This is a genomic window from Nitrosomonas sp. Nm132, assembly GCF_900100485.1.
Lineage (GTDB): Bacteria > Pseudomonadota > Gammaproteobacteria > Burkholderiales > Nitrosomonadaceae > Nitrosomonas.
The window spans coordinates 203,999-216,969 of sequence record NZ_FNDH01000001.1 but is presented as its reverse complement, the minus strand read 5'-3'; the positions used below and the strand labels follow the sequence as shown (position 1 = coordinate 216,969).

11 protein-coding genes and 1 pseudogene are annotated in these 12,971 nt (G+C 45.1%); 9 read left to right on the top strand and 3 right to left on the bottom strand.

Annotated elements, in window-relative coordinates; translation table 11 throughout:
- The 6 genes and pseudogenes from BLP80_RS16540 to BLP80_RS00895 form a co-directional block, all read left to right on the top strand.
- Window positions 1–120, top strand: a 120-nt coding sequence (locus BLP80_RS16540) for an LPXTG cell wall anchor domain-containing protein (RefSeq protein WP_143002202.1), incomplete at its 5' end; no start/stop codon positions are given.
- 107 nt (window positions 121–227) lie between these two features.
- Window positions 228–641 carry a copper resistance CopC family protein gene (locus BLP80_RS00915; protein WP_090539201.1) on the top strand — a complete coding sequence of 138 codons (414 nt, stop codon included), beginning with the start codon at window positions 228–230 and terminating at the stop codon, window positions 639–641.
- Window positions 634–2,655 (top strand): CopD family protein, encoded by a 2,022-nt coding sequence (locus BLP80_RS00910; RefSeq protein ID WP_090539199.1) that lies wholly within the window; start codon window positions 634–636, stop codon window positions 2,653–2,655. Before BLP80_RS00915 ends, BLP80_RS00910 begins: the two co-directional genes overlap by 8 nt.
- Before the next feature lie 66 nt (window positions 2,656–2,721).
- Window positions 2,722–3,234, top strand: a complete 513-nt coding sequence (locus BLP80_RS00905) for a hypothetical protein (protein WP_143002201.1) — start codon at window positions 2,722–2,724, stop codon at window positions 3,232–3,234.
- A 240-nt stretch (window positions 3,235–3,474) separates the two neighbouring features.
- Window positions 3,475–3,866, top strand: a pseudogene (locus tag BLP80_RS16050) (IS481 family transposase); the annotation flags it as partial.
- A 176-nt stretch (window positions 3,867–4,042) separates the two neighbouring features.
- Window positions 4,043–5,035, top strand: a complete 993-nt coding sequence (locus BLP80_RS00895) for a 2-hydroxyacid dehydrogenase (protein ID WP_090539193.1) — start codon at window positions 4,043–4,045, stop codon at window positions 5,033–5,035.
- Between the two features lie 130 nt (window positions 5,036–5,165).
- Here BLP80_RS00895 and BLP80_RS00890 read toward each other — a convergent pair whose 3' ends face one another.
- Window positions 5,166–6,485, bottom strand: coding sequence for a hypothetical protein (locus BLP80_RS00890; protein WP_090539191.1), 1,320 nt, complete (start codon window positions 6,483–6,485; stop codon window positions 5,166–5,168).
- 760 nt (window positions 6,486–7,245) lie between these two features.
- Between BLP80_RS00890 and ftsH the strand changes: the two genes are divergently transcribed.
- Complete coding sequence (gene ftsH, locus BLP80_RS00885; RefSeq protein ID WP_090539234.1) at window positions 7,246–9,066, top strand: ATP-dependent zinc metalloprotease FtsH; 1,821 nt, start codon at window positions 7,246–7,248, stop codon at window positions 9,064–9,066.
- Window positions 9,067–9,073: 7 nt separating this feature from the next.
- On the opposite strand, the gene BLP80_RS00880 is transcribed toward ftsH, so the two are convergent.
- Window positions 9,074–9,577: a DUF3293 domain-containing protein gene (locus tag BLP80_RS00880; protein WP_090539189.1), complete on the bottom strand. Its 504-nt coding sequence runs from the start codon at window positions 9,575–9,577 to the stop codon at window positions 9,074–9,076.
- Between the two features lie 53 nt (window positions 9,578–9,630).
- Here BLP80_RS00880 and BLP80_RS00875 point away from each other — a divergent pair, with 53 nt between their 5' ends.
- Entirely contained in the window at window positions 9,631–10,350 is a 720-nt protein-coding gene (locus tag BLP80_RS00875; protein ID WP_090539232.1) for a c-type cytochrome, read from the top strand.
- Window positions 10,347–11,639, top strand: a complete 1,293-nt coding sequence (locus BLP80_RS00870; protein ID WP_090539187.1) for a c-type cytochrome — start codon at window positions 10,347–10,349, stop codon at window positions 11,637–11,639. Before BLP80_RS00875 ends, BLP80_RS00870 begins: the two co-directional genes overlap by 4 nt.
- A gap of 57 nt (window positions 11,640–11,696) precedes the next feature.
- Here BLP80_RS00870 and cysB read toward each other — a convergent pair whose 3' ends face one another.
- The gene (cysB, locus tag BLP80_RS00865) at window positions 11,697–12,656 is read right to left on the bottom strand and encodes an HTH-type transcriptional regulator CysB (protein WP_090539185.1); all 960 of its coding nucleotides are present in this window, start codon (window positions 12,654–12,656) and stop codon (window positions 11,697–11,699) included.
- Between the last annotated feature and the right edge of the window lie 315 nt (window positions 12,657–12,971).

Sequence of the window (12,971 nt, the reverse complement as noted above, 5' to 3'; positions counted from 1 at the left end):
TTCGCAGTAGGAGCCGGTGGAAAATCGAATCTACCTTATATCATAGGTGCTATCGTGCTGGCCGCTGCTGGTGCTTTCTTCTTCATGCGCAGTAAAAAGAATAAAACAGAAGCTGCTTAGTTTTTGTAGTAGTGGCAGTAGTGAAATTAGAACTACGCTTACATTCGATAATCTAATAAATATTAGGTTGTTCGAGTTGTCAGAACTAATAGAAAGGAGTACTTAAAATGAAAATAAAATGGACAGTACCAATTTTTAAGCGATTTTTAGCGTTAACTATAATAGTAACGGTAATGACTCTGATGCATGCCAGCCAAGTATTAGCACATGCTGCTTTGGTTAAGGCTGAACCCGCTCGTCGAGCAGTACTTTCTACAGCACCTGCGCAAGTTCGTCTCTGGTTCAATGAAGAAGTAGAGCCTGCGTATGCGTCTCTTTCGGTACTTAATGAAGATAAAAAGTCTATTACAGATAGTAAGGTAAAGATTCATTCAGAGGATCCAAAGTCTATTGTATTGGAATTACCAGAAATGCAATCAGGACGATACACCGTAAAGTTTCGGGTACTTTCCGTAGATGGTCATGTAGTTGACTCTGAATACAATTTCACAGTTGCGAATAAAGTAAAAAAAGATGATTGAGATCGTTGCTGCATTTGCGCGTTGGTCCCAGCTGGTAGCCAATCTAATAATTTTTGGTAGCTGTATTTTTCTTGCTATAGCTGGACAACAGAAAGCTGTATTCGAGAGTTCTTGGGCAATCCGATTGGAGCGTGGATTACCATGGCTAGGTGGTATCATTCTAATTGGACTGCTGATCATTCTGGCAACAACGACAGGCGAAGCGACCGGGATTGCAGCTAATGCCTGGCGGCCTGATGCTTGGCTGGAGGTAGTGCAACAGACTCGCATGGGACAGATGTGGGCGGCTCGCACACTATTCGCGTTAGTTTTGCTAGGAATTATTCTATACGTCAGGCAGGTCTATAGGGTAAGGTGGCATTACATTTTATGTGCAGTGGCAGCTTCATTGCCACTGATTGCGGGTTCCATGGTAAGTCATTCTGCAGCAGAGGAGGCGCCCGTAATGCCAGTATTTACTTATGCGTTGCATATTCTTTTAGCAGGTGTCTGGTTTGGGGCTTTACCTGCTTTTCTATTAATAGTATTCAGTAAGAAAGATCCAGACAAACCATTGGATTTGTTGAGCGCCGAGAGTTTGAAGAAATTTTCGACGATAGCTTTGCCGGTAATGGTGATTATGATGGCTACGGGACTTATCATTGCTGATCGGATGGTAGAGAAGGATTATCATGCGCTGGTTGCCAGTTCGTATGGTTGGGTATTGAACATAAAACTTACACTATTGGCGATCATTCTGATTATTGCATATCGGGCGCGTTCCAGATGGCTGCCTGCGTTCACGCAGGCTAATAATATCGAGCGGATCCAAGGTGGTAGCCAACGACTGAGGAAATGGGTAAGTATTGAATTTATACTTGCCATTTTATTGGTATTATTTGCGACTATTTTGGCTAACACCAAGCCTGCAAAGCATGCCATGGTAGAGAACTGGCCTTATTCTTTCAGATTTTCAATTGATGCAACCTGGGGTGAGCCAAATGTTCAGCTTTTATTCTGGAGTGGTGTGGCATTATTGATAATGGCGGCTGGTTCAGTGTGGTTAGGTATTAAAAATAAATGGGAAATTAAAAAACGGGCGGGAATTCCGGCTGCTTTGACCATGGCTTCTCTTGCAATAGCCTTGCCTCCCTTGGCAGTGGATGCTTATCCGGAAACTTATCAAAGTACACCTGTTCCTTTTGATGCTATTTCCATTTCTAATGGATCGGTGTTTTTCTCTCAGAACTGTACGTCCTGCCATGGTCCGCAAGGTCAAGGTAATGGAATACTTGCTAAGACGCTGCCAAAACCACCTGCTGATTTGCTGACAGAACCACATACCGCGAGGCATACCGCCGGTGATTTTTTCCATTGGCTAACGTATGGAATTGCAGAAACAGGTATGCCTGGTTTTTCTAGTAATTTATCAGAAGAGGACCGCTGGGATGTCGTCAATTATTTGCATGCCATGTCACGTGGCTATCAGGCGCGTCTGCTGAGTCCGAGGGTTGTTCCTGAGAAACCATCTATTGGTCCACCTATTTTCTCGTATTTTGCAGATGACGGTTCTAGCGGTTATCTGAAGGATTTTCGTCAGGAAAAGAATGTGATGCTAGTGTTCTTTACATGGCCAAAATCGCAAGATCGTTTACAAGAACTGAAAGCAGCCTATGATAGACTGCGTGAACTCAATACATTTATTCTGGCTGTCCCAATGAATGATCTTGATCAACAGGAAGTCATGAATATTGTAAGGGATATACCTTTTCCTGTCGTTACGGAGGGGGCTCAGGAGATCAAAAATAGTTATATTCTATATCGAAGAACACTTACTCATCCGGATATCCTTGGTGAGGGGGTCCTCCCGGAGCATTCTGAGTTTTTGATAGATCGTTTTGGGTACTTGCGTGCAAGATGGATACCTAATGTGGATGAGAGTGGGTGGGCCGATATAAATACTCTAAAACAGCAGCTAGTGCAGCTCAATAGTGAAAAGATGATTCTTCCACCACCCAGTGATCATGTGCACTAATTAATGTTGTAAAATTGCAATAGCTTCGATTATCCTTATTTTAATTAATAATCTAGGAGAGAATGAGTGAGAAGACTAATCGTTACTTCTGTTTTATTGAGCGCAATGGTGATGATGTCACATTTTGCTTTGGCTCATACTGATGAATATTTGGCTACAGTTGAAGCGCCTCACGGTGGTCAGCTTCGTGTGGCTGGTCCTTTTCATTTAGAGTTAGTAGCTAAGGATGGTGAATTGACACTGTATATTACAGATCATGGAGATAAGCCAGTTTCAACGAGCGGTGGTCAAGGAAAAGCAAATATTCAGGTAGGGAAGGATGGAGAGAGGAAATCCGTTACATTGGAGCCGGTTTATGCCAATATAATGAAAGGAAAGGGAGACTTTCAAGTTACGCCCGAGACTTCAGTTGCTGTATTTGTAGCTATTCCGGAGCATGAAACCCAAGGCGCACAATTTATGCCTCAAGCACCTAAAGGAGAGAAGGAAGACCAAGATCACCACCACCATCATCATCATCATCACCATGATCATGGTGATGAAGCAGATGCAGATGCAGCCGGTAGCGATCATGAATAAACAGAAAAAATGATTTAGAGCGTTATGAATTTATAAAAGTAAAGTATGAGTACAAAAAGGGATGATCTTTTATAGATCTATCCCTTTTATTTTTTCTCCGCCACCACGGCAAAATTTTTAGGGTTGTGTAGAGGTTTTATACATTTAAAGTATTCTATTCCGACCCAAGCAATAGTAGAGATATATAAAGTATTTTATTGGTCTTTTATGATGTGTCGTCTTCATAATCCTTGATTTCTCAGTGATCTGATCAACAAGATCCAGTCCTTCTATGAAGCACATGGTTTGCCTATGCCTATGTTGCATATCTTGATCGATAGGGCACAGAGTGTTGTGGGCGAGTAGAGCAGCATGACTGTCACCTATATTCTTCCAATCAATGATATTGATCATACAAAAACTCAGGCAATGTCGCTCCAAACCAACAGTATTTGTGAATATTTTCATAAAACTATTTTGCAGGAATTCTATCAGGTGACATTTCGTAAAAAGCGCTACCATGATCTGGAAGCCTTACAAAAAACTGGGCAGCTGCTTCGATTATTACAATAATAAATGAGAGAACTCAGCAGGGTAAAATCTGCAATGGGAAAATTCCCATGGAGACTTCACTTAGCGGGAAAGAAATTTAGAATAGCAAAACTTGAAACCCAATCTAATTTGATAGATACCCAGTCAATTTCGGTAACTGTATGATTTTATCTGAGCTAGTGCACATGATAGACTTTAATTTCAACATAATGCACACGCTATTTTGCATGACTAATTCCAAGTGGGCGAGGGAAACACAGTTGCCAGGAAAGTATCCATGAGAATTGCGGTGTTCAGTGTAAAACCTTATGATCATTTCTTTCTGGAAAAAGCAAATGAAGAGCATCAGCATGAGCTGGTTTTTTTTGAAACTCATCTGAGCCAGGCGACAGTAGCTTTAGCAAATGGCTTTCCGGCCGTATGTATCTTTGTCAACGATCAACTCGATGCACCGGTGCTGCAAGCACTAGCACTAGGTGGAACCGCCATTATTGCTTTACGGTGTGCTGGATTCAACAATGTTGATCTGAGAGCAGCACAAGCACACCAGATCTTGGTGGTTCGGGTTCCAGCTTATTCGCCTCACGCTGTCGCCGAACATACTGTTGCTTTGATCCTGACGCTCAATCGCCAGATACATCGTGCGTATAACCGGGTGCGGGAAGGTAATTTTGCATTGGATGGCCTATTAGGCTTTGATTTGCATGGCTTGACCGTTGGCATTATTGGCACCGGCAAGATAGGGTTCGAGGTTGCTAAAATTATGAGTGGCTTTGGTTGCCAAGTCGTAGGCTATGATCTTACACCTCATCCGGACAGCAAGCAGATTGGAATCCAATATGTTGAGCTTGATGATATATTCGCCTTGGCAGACATTCTTACCTTGCATTGTCCATTGACACCGCAGACACATCACATTATTGATACGCAGACAGTCCACAAGATGAAGACAGGTGTGATGCTCATTAACACGAGCCGTGGTGCTGTAATTGATACGCTCGCTGTGGTCAATGGATTGAAATCGGGTAAGATCGGTTATCTGGGTCTTGACGTATATGAAGAAGAAGAAGGGCTGTTTTTTGAAGATTTGTCCAATATAGTTCTCCAGGACGACATATTTGCACGATTACTCACTTTCCCAAACGTTGTTATAACTGGCCATCAGGCCTTCTTCACACGAAATGCATTGGAAAAGATTGCACACACCACACTGACAAACATCACAGAATTTCAGAAACTTGGACAGTGTAGCAATCAAATTACGGTCTGAGGGATCACAACGAAAATAAGCAAGCCGAGCTTAAAGTGTATTGTTAGAAAATCAAAAATCCGCTCTGACAGTTATCAAGTTGACCAGATATCTGCCAGATTGGATCTAATCCCAGTATTTGTGAGTAAAATTAGGATGAAAAAATAAAGTTTTCTGCCGCTAAATTTACGCCGGTAAGCCCTACCAGGGTGACTGTGCCATGCCCTTCGGCTGTAATTGTCGTATCACTTCCATCGTCATTGATATCGAGATCGTCGAAGGAATCTACGCCAGTTATACTGAGTTCGATTTTGTCTCTATCCGATTGGCGAAAATCGTAAATGAAATCGTTTCCAAAGTGACCATTGAAGACGAAGATATCAGCCCCACCAGCTGTGGGGCTGGTTAAAATCGAATCGTCATTACTATCGAAAATGTTACGTAAGTTGTTCACAATGTCATTGAGACTGTCGAACTCAAATTCGCTTCCACCTGATTGCAGGAAAGCGTTAATTTGATTGACTCCAAATGTATCAACAACTGAAGCAGTGAAGTCAGAGATATCGGTGTCATTCGATATGAGATTTTTGGCATCGCCATACATGTGATCTGTTGCGTTGCTGCCACTGATCAGACGATCATTGCCGGCTTCGACAGAATCGCTCATGTTTCTAGCATCACCGTAGAGATGATTAATGACAATTCCAGTGCCATCGTTGTTACTTCCCCATAACGTGTCATTACCGCCTTTAGAATGATCGAACATATTAACCGCATCGCCGACAAGAACATTAACAAGAGTCCCGTCACTGTTGATGCCACCCCGCAACGTGTCATTGCCACCTTTAGAAGAACCTAACATCATGGCAGCGTCACCGGCTAACCCCTCAACAAGAATTCCACCGTCGTTGTTACCGCCCTGCAACGTGTCATTGCCACCTTTAGAAGAATCCAGCATCATAGCGGCGTCACCGGCTAGCCCCTCAACAAGAATTCCACCATCGTTGTTACCGCCCTGCAACTTGTCATTGCCACCTTTAGAAGATTCCAGCATCAGAGCAGCATCACCGAATAGACCATTAATAAGAATCTTGCCACTGTTGTTACCGCCCTGCAAAGTGTCATTGCCGCCTGTGGAGGAGTCGTGCATCATGGTCGCGTCACCGGCTAGACCGTTAATAAGAATTCCACCACTGTTGTCACCGCCCTGCAAAGTGTCATTGCCACCTTTAGAGGAATCAAACATTTCAGCGGCATCGCCAACTAGGCCGTTAATAAGGTTTCCACTGCTATTGTCACCCCCCTGCAACGTGTCATGGCCCCCATTGGAGCGATCGTACATGAATACAGCATCACCAAAAATTATGTTGATGGAATCATTATCCGTGCCAATCAATGTTTGATTTTTGCCACTTTTATTCCTAGTAAGGCTAAAACCTCCGCTGAGATCACCTATAAGTATTGTTGTCATTTAACTTATCTCCATATTAATTAATATACATTCGTAATTTTTCTCAAATTCTTTCCCTCGCCGTCTCTTCAGTTGTCTTATTTTGCTTGCTTCTCACAATCCGGCGCTGATGAGCTTCTTACTTAAAAAATATAAAGAGCAGGGGGACTCATGGGGATTTAAAGGGAAGGAGACTTTTTCCCGCAAGCTTTATTATCGACACGAATTTTTAAGAACTTTAGTTTAAATTGAAGTATCTGAGAGGCGGTTGAACCTTCGGGGCCAGATAGCAAGTTGCCTAATCTCAGCCAGTGAACTATTGACTTGTAAGATGAATCAGTAAGAGTTAGGTGGGGCGCTCTCGGTGCTGGAGCTGACATACGCGGAGTGATAGCTTGAATTAGATTGCAGAATGACGCAATCCATGACGTCAAAATAACAACTATTAGGATAAACTTCCGGTGGTTCTTTCATTTTTTATAATTAATTGATTTTTAGCATAATAAACCGTGCCAGATACCTAGGTATAATCCAAGAAAATTAACTTCTTAGGAGAGATTGAGGCAAACTTAAACGCATCATGCTATTACAGATAGCGAGCGTTATTTCTCATGATTTGTATTTTCCATTCTGAAAAGCATGGATAAGATTGATTCTCATAAGATAAGATCATAGATATATGGATTGGGAGTAATCTGACCTGTAACTTATTTAGCTGATTCTTATGATTTCTTAATCATTTTCTCAATGAGGAAAGGAGTGTCTTATGGATAATAATTTAATGGACAAGAGAGTGCAGTTCAATTTCTGGTACATCGTCATTGCTATTCTTGCCATGATGTTTTTGCAGAATCTTTATACGCAATATACCCGGATTGAGCCGATTCCTTATAGCCGATTCCAGGTGCTGTTGGAACAAGGTAAGGTTGCGGAGGTAGCCATTACAGAAAACCAAATTTATGGCAAGCTAAAAGAAACCGGTGCTGATGAGATTAAAGAGTTTGTCACGACACGGGTTGAGCCTGGACTCGCAGAGATCCTTGACAAATATGAAGTGACTTATACTGGGATTATCAAGAGCACTTGGTTGCGCGATTTGCTATCCTGGATTGTGCCAATGTTGGTGTTTGTTGGCATCTGGCTGTTTATCATACGCCGTATGGGGGGGGGCATGAGCAGTGGCTTGATGTCGATTGGCAAGAGCCGTGCCAAAGTGTATGTCGAGAAAGAAACCACGGTGACCTTTGCTGATGTGGCGGGGGTCGATGAAGCCAAGGAAGAACTCATCGAAATTATTAATTTTCTGAAGAACCCAACCGACTATAGCCGGCTGGGTGGAAGAGTGCCCAAGGGAGTTCTGCTGGTGGGGCCGCCCGGAACTGGTAAGACATTGCTGGCCCGAGCGGTGGCAGGTGAAGCGGGGGTGCCGTTTTTTTCGATCTCTGGAGCAGAGTTTGTCGAGATGTTTGTCGGGGTGGGTGCAGCCAGAGTGCGTGATCTTTTCGAGCAAGCACGGAAAATGGCGCCAGCTATCATTTTTATCGATGAGCTCGATTCATTGGGGCGCGCGCGCGGTGCTTATGCATGGGGGGGGCATGACGAAAAGGAGCAAACACTGAATCAGTTGTTGGCAGAGCTCGACGGGTTTGATCCTTCAAGCGGAATCGTATTGCTAGCTGCGACGAATCGTCCGGAAATCCTTGATGCTGCATTGCTGCGTGCCGGGCGCTTTGACCGTCAGGTGCTGGTGGACCGCCCAGACAAGATCGGGCGCGAACAGATTCTAGCGGTTCATCTGAAGAAAGTGAAGTTGAATACGGATGTGAAGCCGGAGCAGATTGCCGCACTTACCCCTGGATTTACTGGCGCGGATCTAGCCAATTTGATCAATGAGGCCGCTTTGCTGGCCACTCGACGCAAGGCGGCTTCCGTGACGATGGATGATTTTAATAATGCGATAGAACGGATTGTTGCCGGTCTTGAAAAGCGTAATCGCCTGCTTAATCCAAATGAACGTAAGATTGTGGCATTTCATGAGCTGGGACATGCCATGGTGGCACTGGCGTTGCCCGGTACGGATGAAGTGCACAAGGTGTCGATCATACCCCGGGGAGTGGGCGCGCTGGGTTACACCATCCAACGCCCGACTGAAGATCGCTATCTGATGACTCGGGTGGAATTGGAAAACAAAATGGCCGTGTTGCTCGGTGGGCGGGCAGCCGAGCAGGTGATATTCAATGAGGTATCCACCGGGGCATCGGATGATCTGGTGCGTGCGACCGATATGGCGCGCGCTATGGTATTGCGCTATGGCATGAGTGATGCGCTGGGAAATGTGGCATATGATCGTGAGCGCTCGGCTTTCTTGCAGCAGGGCTTTCCTATGCCGCAGAGCCGTGAGTACAGCGAGGATACCGCCAACAAGATCGATACGGCTGTGCGTGCTCTCGTAGATCAGGCGCTTGAACGCGCAATCAGCATCCTTCGCAAAAATCGTGCGCTTCTGGACCAGACTGCTGATGAGTTACTTAAAACTGAGACGCTCAATCAGCCTCAGATAACGGCATTGAAACAGGCGATCGTTCAGGAGGTGTCAAGTTAGTGGCGTTTTAACGTAACAAAACCAGTCTGGGAATTGCATCAAAATCAATCCATACGATGGCGTTCTGATCAAATTGTCTACCGAGCGCCTTGGAGGTGGCAAGATCGATACCTAATGCCAGAAAGCTTGGTTCTGCTGGCCACTTGCCTGCCGGGTCCAGACTTTTGCCTGCAAAAATATGGCTGGAATGGCTGGATAATAGATCGCATAATTGCTTGCTAGCTGTAAGATTTGTCTCTATAGGTTGAGATTGGCTGTGCGGATTGTAGGCGGTGATATAGAGGGCGCACTGCGTACCATATTCTTGCATCGGCTTTGATAAGGGTTCGCAATGCTGGTCAATATGCAATGTCAGCGTGTCTGGGCCTATCCTTACCTGGTAGTGGGCTGCGACATAGCATTGGATGAGTTTGGCTGGAATTGCGGATTGCTTTAGACTTTCGTCCAGAATAATTGTATTGTTGTATTGAGACAAACCATGCGGGAGAGAAGCTTGTGCGTGAAATTTCATTGGAGAAAATGATCCGACGACAGACTACCTTTATTAATAAAAATGATTGCTACATGAAGCATTCTATTTTAATCATATTGCTTTTTTTTGCTTGCTTGGCAAGTGCTGCAGAAACACCGTTGGTCAGTGTTCCTGATACGCTTGCCGAACGTGTTAAGGCATGCACGATTTGCCATGGCCCAGAGGACAGGCGTGGTAGAGATGCTTATTATCCTCGTATTGCGGGTAAGCTGGAAGGATATCTCTTTAACCAGCTACGTCATTTCAGGGATGGCCGACGTTATTATCAGCCGATGGCCATTTTGCTTGAGAATATGTCGGATGAGTACATGCTGGAAATCGCTCGGTATTTTTCTACTTTAAATTTACCTTATCCATCGCCAGAGCCAGTTGCCATGCTGCCATCAGAAATGAAACTGGCAGAGAATCTTATTCGTTCAGGAGATTCCAAGCGTGATATCCCAGCTTGTAGCGCATGCCATGGAGAAGCTCTGATGGGTGCGGAGCCTTTTATCCCAGGTTTGCTGGGCTTGCCTCATGCTTACATTACGGCTCAATTTGGAAGTTGGCGCAATGGCGGATTGATGCGAGGTCAGCTCTCTGATTGTATGTCTGAAATTGCCAAGAAACTGACTGATGACGAAACTAATGCGATTGCGATGTGGCTGGCAGCTCAGCCTGTTTCGGGAAAACCAAGCCCAGCCGGCACACTCTCTCAGGAATTGGCGCATCGCTGCAGGAGTATCGTCTTGGAAAATGGAGGGATTCAATGAAACCAGGCGCGATTTTTCATATTGCTGGGGAATGGAAGCGTAGCCTTTTATTGCTCGGATATTTGCTGGTCATGTTGTTAGCCTCGAATGCTCTGCCAGTTAACGCATCTTCAGAAAAATCAGGCTCATCTGAGCAACGACAGGCGCTGGGTGAATATCTCGCGCGTGTCGGGAATTGTTTGGGGTGCCATACAGCCAAAGGAGGGCAGCCATTTTCCGGGGGACGTCGATTGTCTACGTCATTTGGAACGTTTGTTACACCTAATATCACGTCGGATAAAGAAACAGGCATCGGCCTCTGGAGTGAAGAAGATTTCTGGAAAGCGATGCATGAGGGCAAGTCACGTGATGGCAGACTCCTCTATCCTGCTTTTCCTTTTACGGAATATACCAAGGTGACACGTGAAGACGCAAACCTTATTTTTGCCTATCTTCAGTCGGTGCCGCCTGTTTCCCAATACAACCCACCTCATGAAATCCGCTTTCCCTATAACTATAGACCGCTCTTGTATATCTGGCGGACACTCTTTTTCAAACAGGGAACGTATGAGCCGGATCAAACCAAGAGCGAGGAATGGAATCGGGGTGCGTATCTGGTGCAAGGACTGGGCCATTGCAATGCCTGTCATACTGCTAGGAATGTGCTGGGTGCTAGTCAGGACGATACGGTAGGTGGCGGGCAAATTATGGGGTCAAACTGGTACGCACCATCTCTGACTTCCCAGCAGGAAGCAGGAAGTAGGGACTGGTCTCTTGAAGAGATCGTTGAGTTGCTTTTGTCTGGCATATCCCGTGGCGCAACGACGTCGGGGCCGATGGGAACCGTTGTCAGGCAAAGCTTGCAGTATTTGTCACAGGGTGACATGCGCGCTATGGCAGTTTATCTGCAATCGTTACCCGAGAGTGAGGCGCAGCCTAGAATGAGTTATCCGGAAATGCCGAGAAATGTTCGGCAGTACTTGGCGCAGGGCGAGAAGCTGTATAAAAAACACTGCCAGGAATGTCACGGCACATCGGGTCAGGGCGCGCCAGGCATTTATCCTGCGCTGGCGGGTAATCGCAGTGTGACCATGACAATACCCACTAACGTCATTCGCAGTGTGCTGAATGGAGGGTATCCGCCTACTACCGCAGCAAATCCTAGGCCTTACGGCATGCCACCATTTCAGCAGATCATTCGTGATGAAGAGGTCGCTCAGGTAGTGTCTTTCATCAGGAATGCATGGGGAAATCGTGGCGGTTTGGTGTCAGCCATTGATATTGATCTGAGTAGAGGGAATGGCCATTAAGGAAGCACTGATTAATTGCCTGCATGAGAAAAATGACTGCGTTGCAGCATTCATCTATTAAATTGTCTCGTGTGAATCTTGCACAGGTATTTTATGCTTAATTTTCATGGCGGCTTTAACCGTCGCCTGGTCGAGGTGGGGAGCAAACATTTCGATGAAGTCATAGACATAACAGCGAATATAGCTGTTACGACTGATGCCGATTCGGGTTGTGCTGGATTCAAACAGATGATCGGCGTCAATTGCGCGGAGATGTTTGTCGCGTTGCGGATCGAAAGCCATTTTCGCCAGTATGCCAATACCTAAACCAAGCTCCACATAGGTTTTGATTACGTCAGCATCGATTGCAGTAAGCACCACATTCGGAGCCAACCCTTTGGATTCAAACGCCTGATTGATTTTTGAGCGACCGGTAAATGCGAAATCGTAGGTAATGATAGGGTATTGAGCGATCGCTTCCAAGGTCAGAGGATGTTGCTTGAGTAGGGGATGTTTGGGGGGGGCAATGATACTGCGATTCCATTGGTAGCAGGGAAGCATGACGAGTTCTTGAAATAGCTCAATTGCTTCTGTGGCAATCGCGAGATCAGCTTCACCTGATGAAACTAAAGTCGAGATCTGGGTGGGGCTGCCCTGGCGCAGAATGAGTTTGACCTTGGGATAACGTTCGGCAAAGCGTTTGATGACAGGAGGAAGCGCATAACGTGCCTGTGTATGGGTCGTAGCAATCACCAGCGTGCCGCTCGCCTTGTCGCTGAATTCCTGGCCAATTTGCTTCAGGTTTTCTGCGTCTCTGAGCATTCTTTCAGCAATTTCGATAATGGCCTGTCCTGGCGGAGTTATTTTCACAATACGCTTGCCATTGCGAACAAAAATATCCACGCCTAACTCTTCCTCAAGAAGCTGAATTTGCCGACTGATTCCTGGCTGTGATGTATGCAGACTCTCGGCTGTTTTGGACAAATTCAGATTTTGATTGGCAATTTCACATAAGTAGCGTAGTTGTTGTAGTTTCATGAAGTGTTATTTATAATAAAAAGTTATATTAATCTAATTTAATATTATTTTGAGATATATAACAGTGCAGCTATGATACGCTTTTTTAAGCAGGTGATCTTGTAAGTAAGTGCATATATGTGCATAGAGGATCAACATTTCGCAAGTGAAACACCAGTTGTGCGGGGTGGCAAATAACATAAAAGTGGCTTGGTGCTTATCTGTTTGACACTATCTTCCTTTCTGAAGGGTAAGGGTATTGATAACAACTAACGCCAGCAGGTAGATATCGGATAAAATAGCAATAAAATTGTTAATATTTTTATCCTCATTGGC

What these genes read in the sequence shown, in the direction of transcription:
- BLP80_RS00890 (WP_090539191.1), bottom strand. Translation starts at nt 6,485, where the DNA reads ATGACAACAATACTTATAGGTGATCTCAGCGGAGGTTTTAGCCTTACT.
- BLP80_RS00915 (WP_090539201.1), top strand. Translation starts at nt 228, where the DNA reads ATGAAAATAAAATGGACAGTACCAATTTTTAAGCGATTTTTAGCGTTA.
- ftsH (WP_090539234.1), top strand. Translation starts at nt 7,246, where the DNA reads ATGGACAAGAGAGTGCAGTTCAATTTCTGGTACATCGTCATTGCTATT.
- BLP80_RS00910 (WP_090539199.1), top strand. Translation starts at nt 634, where the DNA reads ATGATTGAGATCGTTGCTGCATTTGCGCGTTGGTCCCAGCTGGTAGCC.
- BLP80_RS00895 (WP_090539193.1), top strand. Translation starts at nt 4,043, where the DNA reads ATGAGAATTGCGGTGTTCAGTGTAAAACCTTATGATCATTTCTTTCTG.
- BLP80_RS00880 (WP_090539189.1), bottom strand. Translation starts at nt 9,577, where the DNA reads ATGAAATTTCACGCACAAGCTTCTCTCCCGCATGGTTTGTCTCAATAC.
- cysB (WP_090539185.1), bottom strand. Translation starts at nt 12,656, where the DNA reads ATGAAACTACAACAACTACGCTACTTATGTGAAATTGCCAATCAAAAT.
- BLP80_RS00870 (WP_090539187.1), top strand. Translation starts at nt 10,347, where the DNA reads ATGAAACCAGGCGCGATTTTTCATATTGCTGGGGAATGGAAGCGTAGC.
- BLP80_RS00875 (WP_090539232.1), top strand. Translation starts at nt 9,631, where the DNA reads ATGAAGCATTCTATTTTAATCATATTGCTTTTTTTTGCTTGCTTGGCA.